We start from the raw sequence: 24547 nt of genomic DNA, 5'->3' as shown, positions 1-24547 counted from the left end.
GTTTTCACGGTGGCCCGGAAGATTGTCGCGCGCGGGCTCTCCGGTCGCACACACCCGTTTTACCTGCGAAGACGAGCCCGAAGGGTCCGGGCTTGTCCTCAAAGTGGCCTTCGTCCGGTTCTTCGGTGACGGGCCGAACACGGCTTTCTGGAAACTGATGTGGCCGGGATTGAACCGCGCGAAATCCCGCAGCGTTGTTCTCAGTGTGGGCCCGGCAGGACGCCGGGCACGGGACGTGGACAGCGTCAACGGCATGGGAAGGTCGCGATGACGGAGACCATGAGTCGTCAGGCCGGGGCGAACCAGGTGGCAGTGCTGCGCGCGGGCGGTGAGTACGCGCTTGTCGCGCGCCGTCCGGTACCGCCGGGCACCTTGATGTTCCGCCTCGACGGGGAACTGACCGGGACACCGACCCGCTATTCGGTGCAACTCGGCCAGGACCGGCACCTGGACCTGCCGCCCAGTTACGGTATCGAGGAGATCATGGACCGCTTCTACTGGCGGTTCATGAACCACAGCTGCGCCCCGAGCGTGGCCATCCGCGACCGCGAGGTGTACTCGGTCCGGGCCATCCAGCCGCGCGAAGAGATCACCTTCGACTACAACACCACCGAGTTCGAGCTGGCCGAGCCGTTCGAGTGCCGCTGCGGCGCCGAACACTGCGTGCGCCGGGTCGCCGGTTTCGCCCACCTGGCGCCGGCGGACCGGGAGCGCCTGCGCCCGTGGCTGTCCGACCACCTGCTGGCGCTGCTGGACTACGGCAACGGCGAGGAGCCTCAGCGTGTCGCTCACCGCTGAGTCGGACTGGTTCGACGCGGGCAGGCCACCCGCGCTCCACGAGTACTTCGACCGCGCGGCGGCCACCTGGCCGGAAGCGGTCGCGATCGACGTCCCGCCCGGGCCGGGGCGGTCGCGCACGACCGTCACCTACCTGGAGCTCCGGCGCGAGTCCGAGCGGCTCGCGCGGGCCGTGCTGGCGGTCGCGGCGCCGGGGCAGATCGTCGCGATCATGCTCCGCCGCAGCACGGAACAGGTCTACGCGGCGCAACTGGCCGTGCTGCGCGCGGCGGCCGCCTACGTCTGTGTCGATCCGTCGTTCCCGGACGATCAGGTGACTCACATCTTCGATGACGCGGGCGCGTCGGCGCTGCTGACCGATGCCGAGGGTGCCGAGCGGGCGGAGCGGATCGGCTACCGCGGGCCGGTGGTGCGGGTCGACCGCCCGGTCGCCGTGTCGACGGCCTACCTGCCCGCCGCACCCGGACCGGACAGCCTGGCCTACCTCATCTACACCTCGGGCAGTACCGGCGCGCCGAAGGGCGTGATGGTGCCGCACCGGGGCGTGGTCAACCTGGTCGAGGGTGACCTGGGCGAGTTCGGTCTCGGGCCGGGGGACCGGGTGGCCCAGGGGTCGTCGGCCGCCTACGACTCATCGGTCGAAGAGGTGTGGCTGGCCCTGGCCAGCGGCGCGACCGTGGTGGTGATGGACGACGACACCGCACGGCTCGGCCCGGACCTGGTGCCGTGGCTGCGCGAGGAGCGCATCACCGTCCTGTGCCCGCCGCCGACCCTGCTCCGCACGACCGGATGCGAGGACCCGCGACGGGAACTGCCCGACCTCCGCCTGCTCTACGTCGGCGGCGAGGCGCTACCGGAAGACGTGGCCGAGCGGTGGTCCGTGGGCCGCCGGATGGTCAACGGGTACGGGCCCACCGAATGCAGCATCACCTGCCTTCGCCAGGACATCGTGCCGGGCAGGCCGGTGGCGATCGGCAGTCCGGTGCCGGGCATGTGGGCGTGGGTCCTCGACGAGAACCTCGAGCCGGTGCCCACCGGTGAGCAGGGTGAGCTGTGCATGGGAGGTGCCGGGATCGCGTTGGGCTACCTCAACCGTCCCGACCTGACGGCCGAGAAGTTCCCGCAGCACCCGACGTTCGGCAAGATCTACCGCACCGGCGACCTCGTGCACGCCGACGCGGACGGCACGCTGTTCTATCACGGCCGCATCGACTCACAGGTCAAACTGCGCGGGTACCGGATCGAACTGGAGGCGATCGAATCGGTCCTCGCCCGGTGCCCGGGCGTGCGGGAAGCGGCCTGCCGCGTGCAGGGCGAGAACCTGGCCGCGCACCTCATACCCGAAGACCCCGGCAATCCGCCCGCGATCCCGGAATTGCGTGAAGCCCTGGCAAAGGCGCTGCCCACCTACATGATGCCCTCGGCCTTCGGTCTCATCGACGAGCTGCCGAGAACCGCCGGCGGCAAGGTGCGCCGCAACGACCTGCCGACGCTGACGCAGGAACAACAGCAGACCGGCCCGGCCGCGCGTACACCGATGGAACAGCTCATTTCCACGGCGGTGGCCGAGGCGCTCTCACTGGGCGCGCCGCCCCCGGTGGACGCGGACTTCTTCACCGACCTCGGCGGCAGTTCGCTGACCGCGGCCGTCGTCATCACCGCGCTGCGGGCCGACCCCGCGACTTCGGGGATCACCGTGCGCGACCTCTACCAGGCCCGCACGGTCGAGGGGCTCGCCGCGCTCGCCGCTCCTTCCGAGGAGTCGGGCACGGTGAAGCTCGAACGACCACGAAGGACACCGGCGGGGAACCCGATCGGCGCCACGACCGTCCAGGCCGTCTGGCTGGTGGTGGAACTGCTCGTGGGCTCGGCGGTGGCCTACTTCCTCTTCTTCCGGGTGCTGCCGTGGGTGGCCGACCACATCGGCCTCATCCCGCTCCTCTTCGTCGCCCCGGTGGTGCTGACCGTGGGCCGCACCGCGCTTTCCCCGTTCACCATCGCACTGGCGGTGCGAGCCAAGAAGGTCTTCATCGGCCGGTACACGCCGGTGCGGGCCTCGGTGTGGAGCGGTTTCGCCGTGCGCATGTGGATCGTCCGGCAGTTCATGCGGCTGATCCCGTGGGGCCGGATCGCCGGCACCGAGTTCCAGTGCATGGTGCTGCGCTCGCTGGGGGCCCGGGTCGGGAACCGGGTGCACATCCATCGCGGCGTGGACCTTTCCCGTGGCGGCTGGGACATGCTGCACATCGGTGACGACGTCTCGATCGGCCAGGACGCGTCGATCGGGTTGATCTCGCTCGAACGCCGGCAGGTGGTGCTCGGCCCGGTCACCATCGCCGACGGCGCCACCCTGGAGGTGCGCGCCGGGGTGTGCCCGGACACCCGGGTCGGCCGGGGAGCCTGCCTGACAGCGCTTTCTTCGCTGCCCTCGGGCCGCTCGATCCCCGACGGGCAACGGTGGGAAGGCGTGCCGGCCAAGCCCGTCGGCGATGCGGGACCGCCGCCGCGGGTGAGCACGCGGAGCCTGTCGCCGATCGCGCACGGGCTGCTCATGATCGGAAGCCGGGACCTTCTGCAGTGGGTGCTCGCGCTGCCGTCGCTGGCCCTGTCCCTGCTGATCGTCTACCGGTTCGGGCTCACCTACGAGTCCCTGCTCGACGCGCTGGCCCAGCCGATGGCCAACCTGCCGCTGCTGGCGGCCATCGGCTTTTCCGGGTGCCTGTCGCTGTTCCTCGCCGTGGCCATGGAGGCGCTGGCCTGCCGATGCCTGGGTACGGTCCGGCCCGGCGTGATCGGCCGGTGGAGCACCGCCTATGTCCGGGTGGCCCTGAAGACCGGGCTGGTGAGTTCGGCCGGGCGCTGGCTGTCGGGCGGGCTGTTCTGGCCGCCGTGGCTGCGGGTCGCGGGAATGCGGATCGGCCGTGGCTGTGAAATCAGCACCATCATCGACGTGGTGCCGGAACTCATCGAGATCGGGCCGGACACCTTCTTCGCGGACGGCATCTATCTCGGCGGGCCCCGGGTCCACCAGGGCACGGTCGCGCTGGAACCCGTCGTCCTGGGCGCCAACACCTTCCTGGGCAACCACGCGGTGATCCGCGGCGGGCAGCGGCTGCCCTCCGACATCCTGATCGGGATTTCCACTCTGGCCGACGACCGGCTGATCCTGCCGGGCACGTCCTGGTTCGGGCATCCGCCGTTCGAGTTGCCACAGCGGGAGATCGTGAGCGTGGACCGCTCGCTGACCCACGACCCGTCGTTCGCCAGGGTGCTCACGCGGGTGTTCTGGGAATGGCTCCGCTTCGCCCTGCCGATCGTGCCGATGCTCGCGGGGCTCGGCTGGGTGTGGGGCGTCGACCAGGTCTCCGGTCTGCTGCCGTTGCTGCCGCTGGTGCTGCTGGGCGTCCCGGCGGTCACGCTCGCGACGGTGGCTTCGCTGTGCCTGTTCGTGCTGGCGCTGAAATGGGGTTTGCTGGGCCGGGTACGCCCGGGCACTCACCCGCTGTGGTCGTGCTGGTGCAGCCGATGGGATTTCCTTTACGTGGCATGGGGTTTCATCGCCGGACGGGCACTGGCCACGTTGGAGGGCACGCTGCTGCTCGCGGTCTACCTCCGGCGGACCGGCATGAAGATCGGTTCCCGGGTGGTGTTCTCGGAAGGTTTCGCCCAGATCGTCGACCCCGACATGCTCGAAATCGCGGACGGGGCCACGGTGAGCGCCATGTTCCAGGCCCACACCTTCGAGGACCGGGTGCTCAAGATCGCCCCGGTCCGGGTCGGCGCCGGTTCCACCCTCGGCCACGCGACGGTTCCCTTGTACGGCGCGGAAATCGGGGAGAACACCGTGGTCGCGCCGCACAGCGTGGTCATGAAACAGGAACGGTTGCTGCCGGACCGCCGGTACGAGGGCGCGCCGACCCGGGCACTGGACGGGAGCGCGCGGCCGGGCATGGTCCGCCACGCCCGGCGGCACGAGGCGGGCTTCCCGACCTGGCCGGGGCAGCCGATCCTGATCGGCGGCGGCAGGCACCGTGCCTCGCGCAGGCGTCCCGCGATGGACCGGGAGGCTCCCTGAACGACGCGGGGATACCTTGCGGGAGAAGGGCCGGAGCTGGTTTGTCCGCCTCACGGGCATGCCGTAGGGTTGCCCCGTGGTGGAGTCCGTCAAGATGGGCAGCCCGGGCCCCGATCTGTCCGGCCGGATCGGCCGTGTCTCGGCCCCGCTGCGCGAGCAGGTGCTCGAGGTTCTCCGGGATGCCATCCTGAGCTTCCGCTTCAAGCCGGGGCAGCGCCTGATCGAGCGGGAGCTGATCGACAGCACGGGGGTCTCCCGCACCACCATCCGCGAGGTCATCCGCGAACTCGCCGCCGAGGGCCTGGTCAAGACCATTCCGCAGAAGGGCGCGGTCGTGGTCGCCCCCTCCGCCGAGGAGGCCGAGGAGCTTTACGAACTGCGCGGGGTGCTCGAGGGGCATCTGGTGAAGAAGTTCATCGAGAACGCCTCCGACGCCGAGGTCGTGGCCGTGCGCAAGGCGTTCACCCAGTTCGAACAGACCGTGGAGCGCGGCGGCGGCACCGCGTCGATGCTCAAGCTCAAGGACAAGCTCTACGACCTGCTCGCCAGGGGGGCGGGCAACCGGGCTCTCCAGGCCAGCCTGACTCAGTTGCACGCGCGGGTCAGCCTGCTCCGCGCGACCTCACTGTCCTCCAGCGAGGAGCGTCCGCGGCAGGCCGTGCAGGAACTCCGGGCCCTGGTCGAGGCGATCGAGGCCCGGGACTCCCGGGCCGCCCAGCGGGCGAGCGCCCGGCATGTGGCCAACGCCGCCAAGGCCGGTATCAAGGGGCTCGGCGAAGCCGTCTGATCACTCGGCCGCCCGCGCGCTTCCGTGCCGGGCACGCAGGGGAGCGTCGATCCCCGCGGGATCCCACAACCCGGCCCCGCCACCGTTGCGGGCGGTGTTCTGGACGTGCGAACCGCCGTCGACGGACAGGACGCTGCCGGTGACGTAGGAAGCGTCGTCGCTGAGCAGGTACGCCACCGCGCCCGCGATCTCCTCGGGCCTGCCCGGCCTGCGCAACGGGGACGTGCCCGCGCGGTGTGCCATCCCGGCCATGCCCTGCTCGCCGAACAGCGGCGTGGGCACGATGCCCGGCGCGACGGCGTTGACCCGCACGCCGACCGGACCGCCGTAGACCGCGGCTCCCCGCACCAGTCCGACGACACCGTGTTTGGAAGTGGTGTAGGCGAGCAGATCGTTGCTGCCGGACAGACTCGCGATGGAGGCCGTCACCACGATCGAGCCCGCGGTGCCCCGTTCGTGGTAGTGCCGGAACGCGGCGCGCACCCCGAGGAACGGACCACGCAGGTTCACCCCCATGATCGCGTCCCACTCGCTGGCCTCGACGTCGGGGAGCGGCGTCGTCGAGCCGGGAATGCCCGCGTTGAGGAAGTGGCAGTCGACCCGGCCGAACCGGGCCACCGCACGCGCCATGTAGGTGTCCACATCGGACTCCGAACTGACGTCGGCCCCGACCCCGATCGCCTCGCCCGGCAGCCCGGCGGCCACCTGGTTCGCGTTCGCCTCGTCGAGATCGACCACCACCACCGACATGCCTTCGGCGGACAGGCGGTGCGCGGCGGCCTTTCCGATGCCTCCCGCCGCCCCGGTGACGACGACGACCTTCCCGGCAAGTCCGTTGTGGACCATGTTCAGGACGCTCCTGTTCCCGCGAGTTGGCGACGGTGCGCCCGCTGGTCACCTTGACCGCCGCGACCGGGCACGGTCATCGAAGATCCTTCTTCGCCTGGACCCAGCGCGCGATCTCGGTGTGGTCCGCCTGCCCGCCGAGCGCGGCTTCGGCCTGGGCCCACAGTTCGACCGCCTTGCCACCCAGCGTGACCGGCGCGCCGACCTCCTCGGCCAGGCTCGCGGCGATGCGGATGTCCTTGAGCATCAGGCCGACGGTGAAACCGGAATCGTAGGTCCCGGGGAACACGTAGTTGGGGAACTTGTTCTCGCTGGATCCGCTGCGGCCGCTGGAGGTGTTGATCAACGACACCATCACCTCGGGGTCCAGCCCGAAACGCCGTCCCGCTTCGACGCCTTCGGCGGTGGCCAGCAGATGCACCGCGGAGAGCAGGTTGTTGATCGCCTTCAGGGCGTGTCCCGCGCCCACGTCGCCGGCGCGGCGCGCGGTGCCGAAAGCGGCCAGCACCGGGGCGACCCGTTCCAGGTCGGCCGGATCACCGCCGGTCATGATCGTGAGCGTGCCGTCCTTCGCGCGCACCACGCCACCCGAGACCGGTGCGTCCACCAGTGCGACCTTCCCGGCCGCCAGTTTCTTCGCGAGCGCACGCGTCGACACCGGGTCCGACGAGCTCATGTCGACGACGATGCTGCCCGGCGCGAGCACGGCACGGACGGCCTCGTCGCCGAGAACCGCCTCCACGACCGCGGAACTGGGGAGCATCAGCACGATCACGGTGGCACCCGTGATCGCGCCGGCCGCGGTCTCCGCGGTCTCTCCGCCGGCCTCCTCGAGCGCGCGGCGCGCGGAGGGCTCGGGGTCGAAGCCGGCCAGCCGGACACCCGCCTCGACGAGCCGCCGGGACATGGGCGCACCCATCTTGCCGAGCCCCAGGAAAGCGACGCGCTCACTCATCGCCGGACTCGCCATCGGCTTCGGTGGTGTAGGTCGCGTCGTCGACTTCTTCGGCCCAGGAGGTCACACCCAGCGAGATCGCCGTGTGGGTCATGAACGACTCCGCTCCCGCGCCGTGCCAGTGCCGCTCGCCAGGAGGGCACCACACGGTGTCGCCCGGCCGCAGCACCCGCACGCCCTCGGCCGTGCCGACCCGGCCCTGGCCGGCGAGGACCTGGAGGATCTGACCGTGCTCATGGGTGTGCCAGAAGGTGCGGGCGCCCGGTGTGAAGTCGACGGTGTTGACGATGACACCGTCGGCGGACAGCGTGAGGAACGAGTTGACCGTCCCGGTGAACTGGGAGCCGGTCTTGCGGGCCGTGCCGACACGGTCGGCGGGCCGGACGTGCTTCATGGTCACTCCTCGTCGTTCGGCCGGCCGTCCTGGTGGCCTGCCTTGTCACATTGTCTGACGATATGATGTTGTGCCGGGCGGGGGCAAGTCACCGTGCGTTGACAGCGGGCAAAACGGCTGATTGTATGACGATCATGGAGGTCAGCGCGTCACCGGCCGGTTCCGACCTCGTCGAGCGAGCGATCGCCTTGCGGCCGGAGCTGCTCGAGAATCAGGCCGGGGCCGAGGACCTCACCTATTACTCCGAGGAAATGCACCGGAAATTCCTCGGTGCCCGGTTCTACGACATGTTCGTGCCCAAGCGCTACGGGGGCCTGGAGGTCTCGCCCCGGGTGTTCTTCGACGTGGTCAAGGAACTCGCTCGCGGCGATCTCGGCACGGCGTGGTGCTTCACCCTCGCCGCCAACCACGCGTTGCAGGTCGCGTCCTGGTTCCCCGAAGAGGTGCAGGACCGCGTGTTCGGCGGCGGCGACTTCCGCGCCGCGTCGGTGGCCGCGCCCACGGTGAAGGCCCGCCGCACCGACGGGGGTTATCTCCTCGACGGCGTGGTCGACTATTGCTCGGGAATCCCCTATGCCACCTACTTTCTCGGGCAGGCCATGCTCGAGCAGGAGGACGGCACCGGTGAACGTATGGGCATGTACCTCGCGCCACGCTCGGCGTTCGAACGGCTCCACAACTGGGGGGATTCGCTGGGGCTCAAGGCGACCGGTTCGGAGAGTATCCGGTTCACCGGCGCGTTCCTGGACTCGTCGATGTTCCTCGAGGACGCCGACATGATCAACTTTTCGGTCAAGGACGGCACCGTCGGCTCCCGGCTGCACGGCAACTCGCTGTACGCCGGGCGTGGTCTCGTCACCTTCACCACCTCGCTCGCCGCGCTGGCGGTCGGCGGCGGTTTCCTCGCGCTCGACGAGTACGAGCGGTTGATGCGGACCCGCAAGACGCCGTACCTGCCCATCGTGCCGCGGATCGAGGACGCCGACTACCAGCGTCTCTACGGCGCCTGCTACACCAAGCTCCGGACCGCGGAAGCGGCGCTGAACGGCGTGATCGCCGAGCACATGGAGTACTGCGGGCAGACGGCGGACGGCACCCGGGAGTACACGTTCCTCGACGACTGGAGCTTGGCGGGCGTGGTGCGCGAAGTGTGCGTCGGGGTCTGGGAAACCGTCGAAAACGACCTGCTGCGCACGGTAGGTGCTTCGACGATACGGCACGGTGAGCGGTTCGAACGGATCTTCCGCGACCTCGCGATGCTCCTGGTGCACCGCAACCCGATGCTGCGCGAGCAGGCGTTCCGGCGGACCGCCCGGCTCCTGCTGGGCCTCGAGGAGGCCTGAACACCGCCCCCGGAGAGTCCACAGTGGACTTTGCCGGGCCACGTGTTCGCGCGTTGATGACGGCGCCGCCGCGCTGCTACGATCGCGCCGTGCCCATCGACGATGACGGGGCAAGTGGGCCCGTGGCCGATTCGCGGATGGTCCGTGACACCGTGATCCGATGGGTTCTGCGCGGCGATGCCCGCCCCGGTGACGCCATCCCGGGCGATGTGCTGGCCAGTCTCACCGGTGCCGGCCGCCTCGCGGTCAGGGAAGCGCTGACCGAACTGGCCGAGCTGGGCATGGTGACGGAGTCCGAAGGCGGTGCCGTGGTGGCGCATCCGCGGCCGAGCGACATGGCCGAGGTGGACGAGGTCCGGCACATGCTGGAAGAGGTCGCCGTCCGCCGGTTCGTCGCGAACGCCTCCGATGCCCAGCTGGGGGCACTCGGCCGTGCGCTGGGAGAGCTGGAGCGCGTGGTCGCGGAGGATCCCGCGCCGGAAGAGCTGATGCGCGCCCGCGACTGGTTCTTCGTCGTCATGCTCCGTGGCACGGGAAGCACGGGGACCATCGCTTTGCTCCAGGGTCTTCGCGTGCAGGCGGGACTGGTCATGTCGCTCGCCGTGACCGAACCCGGCAGCGGGGCCGAAATCGCCGCGGAGTTGCGCGAAATCTACTCGGCGCTCGCGGCACGCGACGCCCGGCGAGCCATCGCGGCCTGCGACCGGCACCGCGCGCGGATCACCGAGGCCGGCCTTCGCCGCATCGCACTCTGCCGCTGATTCCTTTCCCGTCAAGGAAAACTTCTTCCACAACCGGGAATTTTGTCATACGATCATACAATCTGAGCGCGTGCCGCGGAACGGAGGGCGATCGAGGCGTGCCCCCGGCGACCACACCTACCGCTAAGGAGCGGACCGATGCCCGTCACCGACACCGTGCCTTCACGGGAAGGTGAGGCCGAACCCGGCCTCGCCCCGGGCGAACTGATCGCCAGAGCCAAGGCGTTCGTGCCCGAACTCATCGAACGCCAGGCGGAGACCGAGAAGCGAACCCGCTGCGCGGCGGACACCCATGAGGCCTTCCGCCGCGCGGGCTTCTACCGGGCTCTCGTGCCGCGGCGGTACGGCGGCCACGAGGTCGATCCGGGCACGTTCGCCACCGTGATCAAGGAACTCGCGCGGGGGTGTCCGTCGACCGCCTGGTGTGTCTGCCTCGCCGCGCATCACGCGGTGCAGGTCGCCACCTGGTTCCCCGGGCACGTGCAGGCGGAGGCGTTCGGTGGCGGGGATTTCCTGTGCCCGTCGGTGTCGGCGCCGGCGGGCACGGTCACCCGGGTCGACGGAGGATGGCGCGTCGACGGGACCCACGGCTACGCCTCCGGAGCGCCCTACGCGACGCATTACCTCGGGCAGGCGCTGCCCGCCGCCGAACCGAACGGAGTGCCGATCGGGCCGCCCGCGTTGTTTCTCGCCCCCCGTTCGAGTTGGACCATGCTCGACGACTGGGGCACCACCCTCGGGTTGAAGGGGAGCGGATCGAACAGCGTCCGCTTCGACGGCGCGGTCCTCCCGGAGGATTCCGTGATCGAGAACCTGTTCCTCATCGACGCGGACGTCACCGGCGGTACGGAGGGCTACCGGGTGCACCGCAATCCGCTCTACGCCGGCCGCACGCTGAGCCTGTTTTCTCTCGACTTCGCGGCGTTGGTGGTGGGCATGGCGCTGGGGGCGCTGGACGAGTACGAGAACATCATCCGGGCGAAGAAGACCGGCCGGCCACCGGTCGTGCTCCGCATGCACAACGCGCACTACCAGCGTTGGCTGGGCAAGGCGACCGCCAAGCTCCGCGCGGCGGAAGCGCTTGTCACGGAGGCGGCGGAGCAGTACCTCGACGCCTGCCGCGCCGGGGTGAGCGGCGAGCGGCCGTTCACGCGCTCCGTCGACCTCGACATCCAGGTGCTCGGCCGGGAAAGCATGTGGCTGAGCTGGGAAGCGATGCAGGAGACGCTGTTCCGCACGGCCGGTTCCGCGGCGGCCGAGGACGGGCAGCGGATGCAGCGCATCTGGCGTGACATGTCGATGGCCTGGGGACACCGGTTCAACGTGCTGGTCGAGTTCATCGACGAAGACAGGGGCCGTGACCACCTCGGGATCACCGATGCGTGAGACCCGGGCGGCCGTGCTGCACGAGGTGGGCGCTCCGTTGCGGATGGAGACGATCCGCCTGCGCGACCCCGGGCCGCGCGAGATCGTCGTGCGGATCCTGGCGGTGGACGTCTGCATCACCGACGCGCTGTCGTCGATCGGCAAGTTGCTGGCCGCGCCGCCCACGGTGCTCGGCCATGCCGCGTCGGCGATCGTCGAGGAGGTGGGGTCGCGGGTCACCCACGTCCGGCCGGGCCAGCGGGTCGTGATCGCGGGCACCCCGGCGTGTGGCAGTTGTTTCTATTGCGTGCGCGGGCAGGAATACCAGTGTGTCGACATCGTGGGCGGGATCGTGCCGCCCTGGGTGATCGGGGCGCGTGAGGACGGCACGCCGGTGCACTCCGACGGCGGCGTGGGCACCTTCGCCGAGCGGATGGTCCTCCGGGAAAGCTGCGTCGTAGCGGTGGACTCCTCGGTGGGCGATATCGAGCTTTCCCTCCTGGGCTGCGGGTTGACCAGTGGCGTCGGGGCCGTGGTCAACATCGCCCGCGTGACCCCGGGTTCCTCGGTGGCCGTGCTGGGCGCCGGGGCGATCGGACTGTGGATGGTGCAGGGCGCGCGCCTGGCGGGCGCCGCCGAAATCGTGGTCGTGGAGCCGAGAGCGGAGCGTCGCGAGATCGCGCTCGCGGTGGGCGCGACCGCCGTGCACGACCCCGCCGACGGCGACCCGGTCGAGTTCGTGCGGGGGCTCACCGAAGGGCGCGGCGCCGACTACGTGTTCGAGGCCGCGGGCCCGCCGTCGGCGTTCGCCCAGGCGCTCACGATGACCAGGCGCGGCGGGACGATGGTGCCCACCGGATGGGAGTCGAGGGACACCACCGTGACCCTGCCCGTCGTGGATCTCACGGTGACCAGCAAGACGATCATCGGCTGTCAGTACGGCAACACCCGCAATCGCTGGGACCTGCCCCGGTTCGCCACCTTGCTGGAACGCGGGCTCCTCGACCCGGCGCCTGTGCTGAGCAAGACATTCACGCTCGACGAGGCGGACCAGGCGCTGCGAGCGGCGCTCGGTCACGAGGTCGTGACCGGAGTGCTGAAGATGCCGTCCTGACCCGGTGAGCGCGCGCTCCCTTCGAAGGCCGAGGCAGGTCGCGAACGGGTCGTTCCGCCCGCGACCTGCTCAGGTATCGGCGCTCCACCAGACCTCAGCCGGTGAGGATGGCCGGGTCGCTGGTGCTCGCGTACCCCGTCTCGATATGGCCTGCCACACGTCGGAGGAAAGTCGTGTCCCTGTCGCAGGTCACCGAAATGTCGTACCAGTTGTTGCTTCTCTTCAGATCGGCCGGCACGACGACCTTCGCGCCGGGCGGCACCGTGTGCGTCGTGGTCCGGCGGTGGCCGTACGCGTCGGTGACGGTGAACCGCGACGGGACGCCGTCCTCATTGGTCAGGACCAGCCTCACCCCGCCGGAGCGTCCGTCATGGCCGGCGCTCACCTCAGGCCCAGCAGTGCTGCCCGTGAACCGGCGCAGGAAGCCGTTGGGACCGTGCACGGTGAAGTCGTACGGCCCACCGGCCGGCAGGGCCAGATCGCCCGACAGCTCCTTGCCCGCCTCGACGGTATAGGTCCACGGCCCACCCGCCGTCGAGGCCGAGGTCACGAGGAAGGTCGCGCCTGCCTGACCGAGGTTGGCGAAGGTGATCGTGAGCCGTCCGTCCGTGAGCTTCGCGTCCGCGGCCAGGTCGTAGGGGAGCGGCCGGGCGGGACGGAGACCGCGCTCCTGCCGGGGCAGGACCGGATTGGCCGGCACGGCGGGCACGTAGTCGGGGTGGCGGTCGCGGTCTGGCGGAACATAGCCCGCGGTGTCCGGCAGCGACGGAAACCCACCCTCGGTACGGGCGAAGTCGAAGGCCGAGGTGAGGTCGCCGCACACCGCCCGCCGCCAGGCCGAAATATTGGGTTCGTGTACGCCGAAGCGCCGCTCCATGAACCGGATCACGGAGGTGTGGTCGAAGACCTCGGAACAGACCCAGCCGCCCTTGCTCCAGGGCGAGACCACCAGCATCGGGACGCGCTGGCCGAGACCGTACGGACCCGCCGGGTGGGCGGCCGATCCCGCGTACAACTCGGCGCGGACGTCCACAGTGGACTTTCCGTGGTCTGGTGATGGCGCCGCGTAGGGCGGGATCACGTGGTCGAAGAACCCGTCGTTCTCGTCGTAGGTGATGAACAGCGCCGTCTTGCTCCATACCGCTGGGTTCGCCGTGAGCGCGTCCAAGACCTGCGCGATGTACCAGGCGCCGTAGTTCACCGGCCAGTTGGGATGTTCGCAGAACGCCTCGGGCGCGACGATCCAGGAAATCGCGGGCAGGTTCCCGGACTTCACATCGGCCGCGAAGATGTCGAAAAATCCTTGGCCCTGCTTGGCGTTGGTGCCCGTCCGTGCCTTGTCGTACAACGGGTCGCCAGGCTTCGCGTCGCGGTAGGGAGTGAAGTACAGCAGCGAGTTGTCGCCGTAGTTGCCGCGGTAGGCGTCCGGGATCCACCCCCAGGAGCCTCCGGCGTCCAGCCCGTCCCCGATGTCCTGGTAGATCTTCCACGGAACCCCGGCCTTCTCCAGTCGCTCGGGATAGGTCGTCCACGAGTACCCGGCCTCGTCGTTGCCGAGAACCGGCCCGCCACCGATGCCACCGGTGTCGCTGTTGCCCGTGCAGCCCGACCACAGGTAATAGCGGTTCGGGTCGGTGGAACCCATGAACGAACAGTGGTAGGAGTCGCAGATGGTGAAGGCGTCCGCGAGCGCGTAGTGGAAGGGAATGTCCTCCCGGGTGAGGTAGGCCATCGATGTGGTGCCCTTGGCCGGCACCCACCCGTCGTACCGGCCCTGATTCCAGGCGGCGTGTGTGTCGTTCCAGCCGTGCGGGAGGTCCTGGATGAACTTGAGCCCGAGGTTGTCTGCCTCGGGCCGGAACGGCAGGATCTCCCGGCTGCCGTCCGACTGGTACCAGACCGGCTTGCCACTGGGCAGGACGACTGGCCGGGGATCGCCGAATCCCCGTACCCCACGCAGCGTGCCGAAGTAGTGGTCGAACGATCTGTTCTCCTGCATGAGCACCACGATGTGCTCGACGTCGCGGAGGCTGGAGGTGCGGCGGTCGGCCGGGATCGCGGCCGCGCGAGCGATGCTGTCCGACAGCATCGATGCGGCCGCCGTGCCGCCGGCCAGTTGCAGAAAACGCCTGCGGTTGACATGGTTCATGAAGGCCGCCTCCGCCGGGTTGGGGTCGAGAACTGACGGGACAGTATGTCCCGACGGGTGACGGCTTTCTGCTTTCCCTGGGGGAAATTTCGGGGAAACTCTCGTGCCCGGCGGTGGCCCTCCGCCGGGCAGGGTGGCGGGCGAGGAGAACCCGGCGTCGCCGTGGCGGGCGCGGGTGGCAGGGGGCGTCGAGGGTGGCCTGCGGCATGGGGGAGGACTGTGCTTGCATGTGCCGAGATTATCGAACAGGGAGCCGAAAAACAGATGTTCGAGCGAGGTTCACGCGATGGTGTGGAAGTGCTGCGGGTTCGTTCCGGGATTCGGCTGACCGGGCGTAGGGTTCTGGAGACGGTGAGCTTCGCTTCGTGAGGGAGTCACCGGGGATGCTTGACAACACAACAGATACGCGACTGATAACCTGACGGGCCTCGCCTGCCGTCAGGCGGGCGCGATGTATCCATAATGGATGATCATCTTGCCTCGGCGGTTTTTGTTCGGTGGTGGGAAAGCGGTTCCTCGTCGATTCCGCGCTGTTGTCCGGCGGGCAGCGCGGGTCGGCGCTGCGCGTTCCGCGGGCGCGTGAAGCGACGGTCACGCCTGGCCGTGCGATTCTGGTGGCATGTACGTCGAGCGGGAGTCGGTGGTCGAGGGCGCCGTGGTGTGGCAGCGGACCGCGGTCGCACCCGGGCATGCCCGGATCCTCCCCGACGGCTGCATGGACCTGATCTGGTGTGACGGCGAGCTGCTGGTCGCGGGGCCCGACACCCGTGCCCACGTCACCGTCGAACACGCCGGCGCGCGGTATGTCGGGCTTCGGCTGGGGCCCGGCATGGGTCCCTCCGTCCTCGGCGTGCCCGCTCACGAACTTCGGGATCAGCGGGTTCCGCTGACGGCGCTGTGGCCTTCGGCCGGTGTACGGCGGCTGGCCGAGCGGCTGGAGGCACTGGAAGCCAGGGAAGCCAGGGCGTCCATGGGTGGCCAGGCGCGGCTGCTCGAGCGGGTGGCCGACGATCGGTTGCGGACCGCGCCGTCGGCCGATCTCGACATCCGTGCCGCCGTCGCCCTGTTGCGTGGTGGTCGTTCGGTCGCGGCCACCGCGGACGCGGTCGGCCTGAGTGAGCGGCAGTTGCACCGCCGCTTCCTCGCGCTGGTGGGTTACGGGCCGAAGGTGCTGGCCAGGGTGCTCCGGCTCCAGCGCGCCCTCGACCTCGCCAGGAGCGGGCACGCCGGCGCCTCGGCGGCCGTGACCGCCGGGTACGCCGACCAGGCACACCTCGCGCGGGAGGTGAAGGACCTGGCCGGCGTGCCCCTGCGGCAATTGCTGGCGCCCTGAAGGCGGCCGCGGGTGCGAGGAGCCCCTACCCCGGTCCGGCCGCTCGCTCGGAGGTCAGGAAGCCGCCGGGAGCGGGGCGAACAGGTCCACGCTGTTGCCGTCGGGATCGATCACTGTGGCGTAGCGCTGGCCCCAGAACGCGTCCCACGGTTCCTTGTGACTCTGGTATCCCGCGGCGGTCAGTTCGCCGTGCACCGCGTCCACCTCCTCCGGGCTGTCGCAGAGGAACGCCAGGCCGATGCGGCTGCCGCCCTCCGGCTTCACCCAGTCAGGATCAAAGGAGCGGATGTTGTCGATGGCGTCCCACGCCAGGCGCAGCCCGCCCGGCAGCGACGCCTCGACGTGTGGCTCGGTGTCCGAATCCGGGGGGATCTCGAACCCGAGGCGGCGATAGAACGCGAGTGACGTCGCCATGTCGGCGACCGCCAGCCCGATCAGGTCGAAACGAGGTGTCATGCCGGCACCCTACGGCGGCGGGGAGGTCCTTTTCTTGAAGGAATCGGACAGGATCGCCGGCGCGGTATCCCGGTGCCGGCACCCGACGGCCGATATGCGAGAAATACTCGCCGGTAACGCCGGTCACGGCGAATAACATAACGTCGGTGCCCTTCCCGGGTAGCGATCTTCCGGATCCGGTACGGCAGGCACGTGGGCTCCCCGAAATCGTGGTGCGCACGGCTGGTCACGGCCTGGCGGGCAAACCTCAAATGAAGCTCAACAATGAGCGCCGGACGAGGGTCGCGACGGGTTCCGTGACTAGCATTCCCGACGGTAGCGAAATTGCGCGATCGGAATCACGCCGACGGACCCGGTGTGTTCTCCGCCTTTCTTCGGTACCGCAAGCACAGCGGAGTGGTGGCGCCCCCACAGAGGTATGCGCGATGAATGGTGACGGGCGGGCGACTCTGAGCCTCAACGGGAAACACCCGTCCCACCTTCGCACCGAAGGGAAAAACCCTTGAGCGTACGAGCCGGCGAACACGACACCGTGGCCACCCTGTTACGGGACTACCGGCCCGAATCCTTCTTCCTGGCCTCTCCCCGCGGTGTGGTGCTGGCGCCGTCTCCGGCCTTCGGACTGACTTCACCGGACGAGGCGCGCTCGGCGCTCGCGGACGCCCGGCCCGGAACGTTGCTCGTCGGGGCGTTCCCGTTCGACCTCCGCCGTCCGGCCAGGGTGGGACTGTCCGAGCGGGTCCGGCACGCCGCGCCGATGGTGCCGGGCAGCGTGACGACGCCCGCGGGCGTGAGCGCGGTCCGATGGTCGTGGAACGATCCCGACCCCGGGGCCTACCAGGTCGCGGTCGCCCGGGCGCTGGACCGGATCACCGCGGGAGATCTTCGGAAGGTGGTCCTCGCGCGGTCGGCCGAACTGATCGCGGACCGGCCGCCCCGCCCCGCCGAACTGCTCGCCGCACTGGCCGCGAGTGACCCCAGCGCCTATGTCTTCGCCACCGATCTCGGGCGCCGGACCCTGCTCGGCGCCAGCCCGGAACTGCTGGTGTCACGGCGTTGCGGGACGGTACTGGCCAACCCGATCGTCGGTTCCGCGCCGCGCGATCCGGACCCGGTGCAAGATGGCCACAACGCCACCGCACTGCTGCGGTCGGTCAAGGAACACCAGGAGCACCACATGGTGGTCGACAAGGTGGCGGACGCGCTGGCACCGCTGTGCCGGAGGCTCCGTGTGCCGAAGCTTCCCGAACTGCTGCGCACCGCGCAGATGTGGCACCTGTCGAGCCGTGTCACGGCGCTGCCGAGGGAAGGGGTGACGGCGCTCGACCTGGCCCTCGCGCTGCACCCCACGCCGGCGGTGTGCGGCAGGCCGGACGGCTCCGCCCGTGAGGTGATCAACGAGGTGGAGCCGTTCCGGCGCGACTTCTACACCGGGATCGTCGGCTGGACCGACACCTGGGGCGACGGGGAATGGGCGATCGCGCTTCGGTGCGGGGAACTCCGCGACGCCTCGCTGCGCCTGTACGCGGGCACGGGTGTGGTCGAGACCTCCACACCGGAAGAGGGCGCCGCTGGGACGAGTGCGCAATTGCGCACCTTGCTGTCGGCCCTCGGTGCCGGGGATGCCGAACGATGAGTGTCGCGTGGCGTTACCAATCCGGCCAAAAAGTAGGCGGAGACGGCCCGCAACCGAACCTCTTGCAAAGACCCGTTTCCGCCGTGGCTGCGGTCGGATTCGTAACGACCGGCACAGTACGGCGCCCTTTCCCGTCTCCGGGCCGCCTGACCCGGATGTGAACCCACGAGGCGAGAGGACCCTGACCGTGATGGCGGACGAGTTGCCCGTGCTGCCCCCCGCTCCGCTGGCCGACCTGGTCCGCGAGGCCGCGGCCGCCGCGCCGGAATCGGTCGCGGTGGAGGCCGGCGGTCGCGCCGTGACCTATTGGGACCTGGTGGGTTCGGCCGACCGCCTGGCCGACGAACTGCGCGAGGCGGGCGCCGGAACGGTCGCGGTGACCGGGCCGTGCGGGATCGGTTTCGTGGTCGCGCTTCTGGCGGCGGCCGCCGCGCCGGTACGGCTGGTCACGGTCGATCCCGGACTTCCCGCGGCGCGCCGCGTCGCGATGCTCGAGACGGCCGCCGTGGACCTGGTGCTCGCGACGGACGAGGCGTCCGCGATCGAGGCCGCCTCGCTGAACCTGGTGCCCGCCAAGGAAAAGAAATCCACCGACACGGCCGAACGGCCCGGCCGGGTGCCCATTTGCCACCTCTCGCCCGACGGTCTTTCCCTCGCCGGCCCGCTGCCCACGGTGGGGCCGGCGGGCGGGAGCGCCACCTACGTGTTCTTCACGTCCGGAACGACCGGTGAGGCGAAGGCGGTGCTGGGCAGACAGGCCGCCGCTGCGCACTTCGTGCGGTGGCAACGGGTCCGCTTCCTCGCCGGTTCCGGCGATCGCTTCGCCCAGCTCACCGGGCCGTCGTCGGACGGCCTCCTGCGCGACGTGTTCACACCGCTCGGTGCGGGAGCGACGCTGTGCGTCGCGCCCGCCGATGTCGCCGTGCGGCCCGGTGGTGTCACGGCCTGGCTGAGCGACGCGGGTATCACCGCCGTGCACGCCGTGCCCAGCCTGGCGACCCGCTGGCTCGCCGCGGCCGGTCCGGCTGAACCGTGGTCCGGGCTGCGGCTGTCGTTCTTCGCCGGTGAACCGTTGAGCGACGTCACGGTTTCCCGGTGGCGCGAACGGTTTCCGGACACGCGCGTGATCAACCTGTACGGCCCGCCGGAGACCACGCTGGCCAAGTTCTGTCACGAGGTCGGCGAGCCGGTGCCCGGTATCCAGCCGGTCGGCAGGCCGCTGCCGGAGACCGACCTGCGGCTCGTCGACGGCGAAGTGTGGATCCGGACGCCGTACCGCACCTCGACGACCCGCGGGAAACCAACTCGCGGTTCGTCCGCGACGGCGGCGAGGTCTGGTACCGCACCGGCGACCTGGGTTTCCTGGACGACCTGGGCCAGCTTTGCCTGCGCGGCCGGACCGGTGTCCCGGTGACGATCGATGGCAAGCGGACCGAGTCCGAAGGGGCGATCCCGGCTCCCCGGATCCCCCATTCGGTTCCGTGAAGGTCCGTGCACGAGCCCGGTGTCCCGGTCGCCGGGGTTCCGGCTGGTGGACTGCTTTGACTGGCCCGGCCGCGGCCGGTTTCATGACGAGGAAATCGTCGATCGAGCCAGGGCAGGGGAAGGGTGAGCACGTTCGCACCCGCGGTGACGGAGACCGGTGGTGTGCGCGAGGCCAACGCGGCCGCCGTGCTGACCGTCGTCCGTGACAAGGGTCCGCTCTCGCGCGGGTCGATCGGGTCGGAGACCTCGCTGAGCGCTCCGACGGTCAGTCGCCAGGTGGCCACGCTGACCGGGCTGGGCCTGTTGCGGGAGTTTCCGGACCGCCGGCGCTCCGGCGGTGTCGGCAGGCCCGGGATGCTGGTGGACATCGACGACGGCGTGGTGGCCGCGTGTGGCGTGCACGTCGGGGTCGCCACGACCACCTACGGCCTGACCACCCCCCGCGGCCGCCTGCTCGGCAGCGAGCGCATCCCGACCCCGGCGGGCCCTCCCGAGGACGCCCTGGTCCGGATCGCCGCACGGGTGCGGACCTTCCTGAGGCGCTGGCCCACGCGTACGGTCATCGGGCTCGGCTTCGCCACCGGTGGTCAGGTCGACCCGTCGGGCGGCACGGTGAGTCACGACCGGCTCGGCTGGGCCGGGGTCGAGGTGGGCGACCTGCTCCGGCGCGCCACCGGGCTCCGGGTGTACGTGGACGGGCACGTGCCGGCGATGGCCAACGCGGAACTGCTGTTCGGCGCGGCCCAGCGGGCGGGGAGCCTGTTGTACTTCTATGCCCGCCAGGTGGTCGGCATGGCGGTGGCGGTGCACGGCAGGCTGCACCGCGGTCCGGGCGGTGCCGGGAACATCGCGCACCTCGACGTGGGCAGTGACGTCGCCTGCCCCTGCGGCAGAACCGGCTGCCTGGAAGTCACCGTGGCGGAAGGCACCGTGGTCGAGGAGGCGATGCGGCGGGGCGTGATCGCGGACCCGGACATCTCCGCGCTGAGGCGGGCCGCCGAAGCGGGCGGGGAAGAGGCCGCCGGAATCCTGCGCGACCGGGCCGTGATGCTGGGCAAGGCCGTGGGCGTCCTCCGGGACGTGCTCGACCCCGAACTCGTGGTGCTGGGCGGTCAGGCCGTCACCGAGGCGCCGGACTTCCTCGACGACCTCCTCGGCGCGTTCGCCGCGACTACCACGCTGCCCGGTCACGGGATCGTTCAGGTCACCCGGTTCGGGCCCGACGTCCAGGCGATGGCCGCGTGCACGGGCCTGCTGGACCAGCTCTACCAGAACCCGCTGGCCGTGCTCGCTTCGGTGTGAGTGCTCGCTTCGGTGTGACTAGGCCGGAGCGAGGCCGCGGGCCCGCAGCACGGACCGTTCCAGTGGCCGGAACAGCAGCAGGTCGACGCCGATGCCGACGAACAGGATCAGCAGGATCGCGGCGAACACGGTGGGCATGTCGCTGAAGCTGCGGCCCTGCTCCAGATACGCGCCGAGGCCGAGGCCGAGTTGTGGTGACACGGCGATCAGTTCCGCGGCCATCAGCGACCGCCAGGAGAACGCCCAGCCCTGTTTCAGCCCGGCGAGGTAGCCGGGCAGCGCGGCGGGCAGCAGGATGTGCCGCGCGGCGGCCAGGCGGCCTGCCCCGAGCGTGGTGCCGACCCGCAGCAGGATCGGCTGGACCTGGTCGATCCCGGAGACCAGGCCGTTGGCGATCGAGGGCACCGAACCCAGCAGCACCACGAAGTAGATCGCGCCGTCCTTGATGCCGAACCACAGCACCGCGGCGGGCACCCAGGCCACCGAGGGCAGGCTCTGCAGCCCGGACAGCAGCGGGCCGATCGCGGAGCGCACGAGCGGGAGGCGGGCCACCAGCAGTCCGAGCGGCGTGCCGATCACGACGCCGACGGCGAATCCGATGACCGCGCGGTGCATGGACGTCCAGACGATGCCGAACACCGATCCGTCGGACACCCTGGCCCAGAACTCGTCCCACACCGTCAGCGGCGCGGGCAGCTTGTATTCCGGCCAGAACGCGGCCGCCCAGAGCAGTTGCCAGACCGCGACGGCGACCACCACCGCGACGAGCGGGGGTAGCACGGTGCGCGCGAACCGCCGTCCGGGCCGCCGTGCGGTGGGAGCGGGCGGGGCGTCGAGGACGTCCAGCCCGGAGCGGACGGCGTCGAGGTCGGCGACGTGGTCAGGGTGTGCCATGAGTGCTGATCGCCTCCCGCAGCCGTGCGTTGATCTCCTCCGTCAGGGCGTGGCGGAAGTCCTCACCGTGTCCGTCGTTCCGCCACTCGGCCACGACCCGTCCGGGGCGCGAGGAGAGCAGGACGATGCGTTCCCCGAGCCGCACCGCCTCCCGGACGTCGTGCGTGACGAACAGGACGGCGGTGCCGGTGCGGCGGTGGATGCGCTGGAGTTCGGCCTGGAGCACGTCCCGCGTGATCGCGTCGAGCGCGGCGAACGGTTCGTCCATCAGCAACAGGGCCCGTCCCCGCTCGCCCTCCCGCTGGTGCGTGGCGGCGAGCGCCCTGGCGAGCGCGACACGCTGCCGCATCCCGCCGGACAGCTCGTGCGGTCGTTTGCCCGCCGCGTCGGACAGGCGCACCAGGTCCAGCAGTTCCAGCGCCGTGGCGCGGCGAGCCGATCGCCCGAAACCGTTGAGCCGTAAGGGAAGTTCGACGTTGCGCACGGCGGACAACCACGGCATCAGCGCGCTGTCCTGGAACATCATGGCCGGTCGCGCCGTGTCGCGCGTGACCGTGCCGGTCGTGGGTTCGTCGAGCCCGGCGACGATGTTGAGCAGCGTGCTCTTGCCGCAACCCGAAGCGCCGAGCACGCAGACGAACTCTCCCGGCGCCACGGTCAGGTCGAGGCGGTCGAGCGCGACGACGGTCCCGGTGTTCCTGCCGGTGTCGCCGAAGGTCTTGGCGACTCCTTCGAGCCGGACCGCGACGGCGGTCGAGCGTTCGGACGAGGTGGTTTCGGCGGTCATGGTCATGTTTCTCACCCGTTACCCAGCCCGGCCGCGTCGAGCGCGGGCCTGTGTTGTCCGGCCAGTAGTTCGTTGAGCGTCTTCAGGTCGAGGAAGCCCTGCAGGCCCGGCGCGGTCTTCACGACACCCGCGGTCACCGAGTCCTGGGCCAGTTGCGAGTAGGTGGCGCTGTCGGGATCGATGTCGAGGGTGATGCCGCTGAAGGCGCGGTCCAGCACGGCCTGGGACAGTTTGCTGTGGGTCAGCTTCTCGATGCCGTCGTTCACCGCGGTGGCGGCTTCGGCGGGATGGGCGCCCGCCCAGTCGATCGCGTCGACGGTGCCCTGGAGCACGGCCTTCACGGTCGCCGGATGCTCGGCGAGGAACTGACTGCGGACGACCACGACCGTGGTGGGGAAGCGGCCCTGCGGCCACAGCGACTTCTCGTCGACCAGGACCTTCGCCCCGGCGTCGACCACGAGACGGGACGACCACGGTTCCGGAAGCCAGCCACCGTCCACGTCACCCTTGCGGAAGGCGTCGAAGGTCTGCGGGTTGTCGAGGTTGGCGACGTTCACCTGGTCGGTGAGCTTGTTCTGGGACAGCCATTTCTTCAGCGACACGTCCTGGGTGTTGCCCTTGGACGGGGTGGCGACGGTCTTCCCCTTGAGCTGTGCCGGTGTGGTGATGTCCGGTTTCACCACCAGCTGGGCGCCGCCGGAGACCGCGCCCGAGATCACCTTGATCGTCCCGCCGGACTTGGCGAAGGCGTTGATGGCCGGGCCGGAACCGATGAAGCCGATGTCGAGCGAGCCGCCCAGCAGGGCGTTCGCCTCGTCGGTGCCGGAGTTGAAGGTCTGGGTGGTCAGTTTGGTGGCGCCGAGCCTGCCGGTGAACAGGCCGCGGTCCACGCCGACGATCGCCGGGGCGTGGGTGACGTTGGGGAAGTACCCGAGCCGGACTTCGGCGGCGGCGCCCTTGTCCTGCCCGCCGGATCCGCCGGTGTCACCGGTGGCCCGATCGGCGCGGGAGCAACCGGCCAGGAGGGCCGCCAGGGTGAGCGCGGCCAGCGCGGCAGGCAGGAGTCGTCGGTAGCGGGAACCCATGATCGGCCTTTCCGGTGTAAGGGGATGGCATGAGGCTGGCAGGTGAGGCGACCGCGTTCCACCGGTATCCGGCCGCTGGGACGACGCTTGACTTCCGCGCGGAAGCACGCTCACGGAGATCACCGGGCCGCCCCGCGCTGAGCTGCGCGGAATTTCGTTCGCGCCGTTCTTAACGCGGTGAAAAGATCTCGGATTATTTTGTTCAGAAAGAAATCAATGGCCGCGGTGCGGGGACCCCGCGATGACTCCATCGTGACGGTCGGCACGACCGCCCCGGCGCAGGCCGGACGCGGCACGGCGCGGTCCGCGGTCACGGCGCCGTCGCCGGAGCCGGCGTTGCCGGTACCGCGATTTGGGACGCCTTCGATTTCGCCGGAAAACGTCTAACCTGGATCGTGTTCCGGCCGCGCGCCGGAAGGGGAAATTATTTTCCGGGCTTCACGAAATACGGAGGACGCGATGTCGGTCACCGACGAATTGCTGGCCAACAACGCCCGCTATGCCGAAAACTTCACCGGCCCGCTGCCTTTGCCGCCCGCCAAGGGAGTCGCCGTGCTGGCGTGCATGGACGCGCGGCTGAACGTCTATGGGGCTCTGGGCCTGAAGGAGGGCGAGGCGCACGTCATCCGCAACGCCGGCGGTGTGGTGACGGAGGACGAGATCCGCTCGCTCGCGATCAGCCAGCGGCTCCTGGGCACGCGGGAGATCATCCTGATCCACCACACGGACTGCGGGATGCTGACCTTCACCGACGACGGCTTCAAGCGTGACATCGAGGCCGAGACCGGGATCAAGCCGGCCTGGGCCGCCGAAGCCTTCCCCGACCCCGCCGCCGACGTCCGCCAGTCGATCGCGCGGATCAAGGCGAGCCCCTTCATCCCGCACACCGATTCCGTCCGGGGTTTCGTTTTCGACGTCGCCACCGGCAAACTCGGCGAAGTGAAATGAGACCGTCTCCGCGGGAGCCGGCACAAGCAAGAGA

The 24547-nt window shown here is 70.1% G+C and carries 20 protein-coding genes; 12 read left to right on the top strand and 8 right to left on the bottom strand.

Features of this window, described 5'->3' with window-relative positions:
* The first annotated feature begins 267 nt into the window (after positions 1 to 267).
* The 3 genes from ACFSXZ_RS30845 (at position 268) to ACFSXZ_RS30835 (ending at position 5660) form a co-directional block, all read left to right on the top strand.
* A complete protein-coding gene (locus ACFSXZ_RS30845) occupies positions 268 to 798 on the top strand; it encodes an SET domain-containing protein-lysine N-methyltransferase (RefSeq protein WP_378268938.1) in 531 nt (176 codons plus the stop codon).
* Positions 782 to 4873 carry a non-ribosomal peptide synthetase gene (locus ACFSXZ_RS30840; protein ID WP_378268936.1) on the top strand — a complete coding sequence of 1364 codons (4092 nt, stop codon included), beginning with the start codon at positions 782 to 784 and terminating at the stop codon, positions 4871 to 4873. Before ACFSXZ_RS30845 ends, ACFSXZ_RS30840 begins: the two co-directional genes overlap by 17 nt.
* Before the next feature lie 76 nt (positions 4874 to 4949).
* Positions 4950 to 5660 (top strand): GntR family transcriptional regulator, encoded by a 711-nt coding sequence (locus ACFSXZ_RS30835; RefSeq protein ID WP_378268935.1) that lies wholly within the window; start codon positions 4950 to 4952, stop codon positions 5658 to 5660.
* Here ACFSXZ_RS30835 and ACFSXZ_RS30830 read toward each other — a convergent pair whose 3' ends face one another.
* The 3 genes from ACFSXZ_RS30830 to ACFSXZ_RS30820 form a co-directional block, all read right to left on the bottom strand.
* The gene (locus ACFSXZ_RS30830) at positions 5661 to 6506 is read right to left on the bottom strand and encodes an SDR family NAD(P)-dependent oxidoreductase (protein ID WP_378268933.1); all 846 of its coding nucleotides are present in this window, start codon (positions 6504 to 6506) and stop codon (positions 5661 to 5663) included.
* A gap of 76 nt (positions 6507 to 6582) precedes the next feature.
* Complete coding sequence (locus ACFSXZ_RS30825; RefSeq protein WP_378268931.1) at positions 6583 to 7461, bottom strand: NAD(P)-dependent oxidoreductase; 879 nt, start codon at positions 7459 to 7461, stop codon at positions 6583 to 6585.
* The gene (locus ACFSXZ_RS30820) at positions 7454 to 7855 is read right to left on the bottom strand and encodes a cupin domain-containing protein (protein ID WP_378268929.1); all 402 of its coding nucleotides are present in this window, start codon (positions 7853 to 7855) and stop codon (positions 7454 to 7456) included. Before ACFSXZ_RS30820 ends, ACFSXZ_RS30825 begins: the two co-directional genes overlap by 8 nt.
* A gap of 125 nt (positions 7856 to 7980) precedes the next feature.
* Here ACFSXZ_RS30820 and ACFSXZ_RS30815 point away from each other — a divergent pair, with 125 nt between their 5' ends.
* The 4 genes from ACFSXZ_RS30815 to ACFSXZ_RS30800 all read left to right on the top strand — a co-directional run bounded on the left by ACFSXZ_RS30815 (position 7981) and on the right by ACFSXZ_RS30800 (position 12438).
* Complete coding sequence (locus tag ACFSXZ_RS30815) at positions 7981 to 9198, top strand: acyl-CoA dehydrogenase (protein ID WP_378268928.1); 1218 nt, start codon at positions 7981 to 7983, stop codon at positions 9196 to 9198.
* Positions 9199 to 9287: 89 nt separating this feature from the next.
* Positions 9288 to 9959 carry a GntR family transcriptional regulator gene (locus tag ACFSXZ_RS30810; RefSeq protein WP_378268927.1) on the top strand — a complete coding sequence of 224 codons (672 nt, stop codon included), beginning with the start codon at positions 9288 to 9290 and terminating at the stop codon, positions 9957 to 9959.
* 138 nt (positions 9960 to 10097) lie between these two features.
* Entirely contained in the window at positions 10098 to 11345 is a 1248-nt protein-coding gene (locus ACFSXZ_RS30805; protein WP_378268926.1) for an acyl-CoA dehydrogenase family protein, read from the top strand.
* Positions 11338 to 12438 carry a zinc-binding dehydrogenase gene (locus ACFSXZ_RS30800; RefSeq protein ID WP_378268924.1) on the top strand — a complete coding sequence of 367 codons (1101 nt, stop codon included), beginning with the start codon at positions 11338 to 11340 and terminating at the stop codon, positions 12436 to 12438. The genes ACFSXZ_RS30805 and ACFSXZ_RS30800 overlap by 8 nt, the downstream gene beginning before the upstream one ends.
* 94 nt (positions 12439 to 12532) lie before the next feature.
* On the opposite strand, the gene ACFSXZ_RS30795 is transcribed toward ACFSXZ_RS30800, so the two are convergent.
* Positions 12533 to 14587 (bottom strand): phosphocholine-specific phospholipase C, encoded by a 2055-nt coding sequence (locus ACFSXZ_RS30795; protein WP_378268923.1) that lies wholly within the window; start codon positions 14585 to 14587, stop codon positions 12533 to 12535.
* Between the two features lie 619 nt (positions 14588 to 15206).
* On the opposite strand from ACFSXZ_RS30795, the gene ACFSXZ_RS30790 reads away from it, so the two are divergent.
* Complete coding sequence (locus ACFSXZ_RS30790; RefSeq protein WP_378268921.1) at positions 15207 to 15920, top strand: helix-turn-helix domain-containing protein; 714 nt, start codon at positions 15207 to 15209, stop codon at positions 15918 to 15920.
* 54 nt (positions 15921 to 15974) lie between these two features.
* Here the strand turns inward: ACFSXZ_RS30790 and ACFSXZ_RS30785 are convergent, their stop codons facing one another.
* Positions 15975 to 16376 carry a VOC family protein gene (locus ACFSXZ_RS30785; protein WP_378268919.1) on the bottom strand — a complete coding sequence of 134 codons (402 nt, stop codon included), beginning with the start codon at positions 16374 to 16376 and terminating at the stop codon, positions 15975 to 15977.
* A 502-nt stretch (positions 16377 to 16878) separates the two neighbouring features.
* Between ACFSXZ_RS30785 and ACFSXZ_RS30780 the strand changes: the two genes are divergently transcribed.
* The 3 genes from ACFSXZ_RS30780 (at position 16879) to ACFSXZ_RS30770 (ending at position 20799) form a co-directional block, all read left to right on the top strand.
* Entirely contained in the window at positions 16879 to 18012 is a 1134-nt protein-coding gene (locus tag ACFSXZ_RS30780) for an isochorismate synthase (RefSeq protein ID WP_378268918.1), read from the top strand.
* A 190-nt stretch (positions 18013 to 18202) separates the two neighbouring features.
* Positions 18203 to 19426, top strand: coding sequence for an AMP-binding protein (locus tag ACFSXZ_RS30775; RefSeq protein WP_378268916.1), 1224 nt, complete (start codon positions 18203 to 18205; stop codon positions 19424 to 19426).
* 194 nt (positions 19427 to 19620) lie between these two features.
* Positions 19621 to 20799 (top strand): ROK family transcriptional regulator, encoded by a 1179-nt coding sequence (locus ACFSXZ_RS30770; protein WP_378268915.1) that lies wholly within the window; start codon positions 19621 to 19623, stop codon positions 20797 to 20799.
* A gap of 18 nt (positions 20800 to 20817) precedes the next feature.
* Here ACFSXZ_RS30770 and ACFSXZ_RS30765 read toward each other — a convergent pair whose 3' ends face one another.
* From ACFSXZ_RS30765 to ACFSXZ_RS30755, 3 genes are read right to left on the bottom strand one after another with little or no spacing between them, the layout of a single operon-like run.
* On the bottom strand, positions 20818 to 21693 hold the full coding sequence (locus ACFSXZ_RS30765) for an ABC transporter permease (protein ID WP_378268913.1): 876 nt from the start codon (positions 21691 to 21693) through the stop codon (positions 20818 to 20820).
* A complete protein-coding gene (locus tag ACFSXZ_RS30760; protein ID WP_378268912.1) occupies positions 21680 to 22486 on the bottom strand; it encodes an ABC transporter ATP-binding protein in 807 nt (268 codons plus the stop codon). Before ACFSXZ_RS30760 ends, ACFSXZ_RS30765 begins: the two co-directional genes overlap by 14 nt.
* Before the next feature lie 5 nt (positions 22487 to 22491).
* Positions 22492 to 23565: an ABC transporter substrate-binding protein gene (locus ACFSXZ_RS30755; protein ID WP_378268911.1), complete on the bottom strand. Its 1074-nt coding sequence runs from the start codon at positions 23563 to 23565 to the stop codon at positions 22492 to 22494.
* A 459-nt stretch (positions 23566 to 24024) separates the two neighbouring features.
* On the opposite strand from ACFSXZ_RS30755, the gene ACFSXZ_RS30750 reads away from it, so the two are divergent.
* Positions 24025 to 24513, top strand: a complete 489-nt coding sequence (locus tag ACFSXZ_RS30750; protein WP_378268910.1) for a beta-class carbonic anhydrase — start codon at positions 24025 to 24027, stop codon at positions 24511 to 24513.
* The last annotated feature ends 34 nt before the right edge of the window (positions 24514 to 24547 follow it).

The organism is Amycolatopsis pigmentata, from assembly GCF_042684065.1.
In the GTDB taxonomy this organism is placed as follows: Bacteria; Actinomycetota; Actinomycetes; order Mycobacteriales; family Pseudonocardiaceae; genus Amycolatopsis_E; species Amycolatopsis_E pigmentata.
The sequence above is the reverse complement of the archived record's forward strand: the minus strand, read 5'-3'. Positions and strand labels throughout refer to the sequence as shown.

What these genes read in the sequence shown, in the direction of transcription:
- ACFSXZ_RS30845 (WP_378268938.1), top strand. Translation starts at nt 268, where the DNA reads ATGACGGAGACCATGAGTCGTCAGGCCGGGGCGAACCAGGTGGCAGTG.
- ACFSXZ_RS30790 (WP_378268921.1), top strand. Translation starts at nt 15,207, where the DNA reads ATGTACGTCGAGCGGGAGTCGGTGGTCGAGGGCGCCGTGGTGTGGCAG.
- ACFSXZ_RS30795 (WP_378268923.1), bottom strand. Translation starts at nt 14,587, where the DNA reads ATGAACCATGTCAACCGCAGGCGTTTTCTGCAACTGGCCGGCGGCACG.
- ACFSXZ_RS30760 (WP_378268912.1), bottom strand. Translation starts at nt 22,486, where the DNA reads ATGACCATGACCGCCGAAACCACCTCGTCCGAACGCTCGACCGCCGTC.
- ACFSXZ_RS30820 (WP_378268929.1), bottom strand. Translation starts at nt 7,855, where the DNA reads ATGAAGCACGTCCGGCCCGCCGACCGTGTCGGCACGGCCCGCAAGACC.
- ACFSXZ_RS30830 (WP_378268933.1), bottom strand. Translation starts at nt 6,506, where the DNA reads ATGGTCCACAACGGACTTGCCGGGAAGGTCGTCGTCGTCACCGGGGCG.
- ACFSXZ_RS30800 (WP_378268924.1), top strand. Translation starts at nt 11,338, where the DNA reads ATGCGTGAGACCCGGGCGGCCGTGCTGCACGAGGTGGGCGCTCCGTTG.
- ACFSXZ_RS30815 (WP_378268928.1), top strand. Translation starts at nt 7,981, where the DNA reads ATGACGATCATGGAGGTCAGCGCGTCACCGGCCGGTTCCGACCTCGTC.
- ACFSXZ_RS30785 (WP_378268919.1), bottom strand. Translation starts at nt 16,376, where the DNA reads ATGACACCTCGTTTCGACCTGATCGGGCTGGCGGTCGCCGACATGGCG.
- ACFSXZ_RS30755 (WP_378268911.1), bottom strand. Translation starts at nt 23,565, where the DNA reads ATGGGTTCCCGCTACCGACGACTCCTGCCTGCCGCGCTGGCCGCGCTC.
- ACFSXZ_RS30775 (WP_378268916.1), top strand. Translation starts at nt 18,203, where the DNA reads ATGGCGGACGAGTTGCCCGTGCTGCCCCCCGCTCCGCTGGCCGACCTG.
- ACFSXZ_RS30825 (WP_378268931.1), bottom strand. Translation starts at nt 7,461, where the DNA reads ATGAGTGAGCGCGTCGCTTTCCTGGGGCTCGGCAAGATGGGTGCGCCC.
- ACFSXZ_RS30805 (WP_378268926.1), top strand. Translation starts at nt 10,098, where the DNA reads ATGCCCGTCACCGACACCGTGCCTTCACGGGAAGGTGAGGCCGAACCC.
- ACFSXZ_RS30750 (WP_378268910.1), top strand. Translation starts at nt 24,025, where the DNA reads ATGTCGGTCACCGACGAATTGCTGGCCAACAACGCCCGCTATGCCGAA.
- ACFSXZ_RS30765 (WP_378268913.1), bottom strand. Translation starts at nt 21,693, where the DNA reads ATGGCACACCCTGACCACGTCGCCGACCTCGACGCCGTCCGCTCCGGG.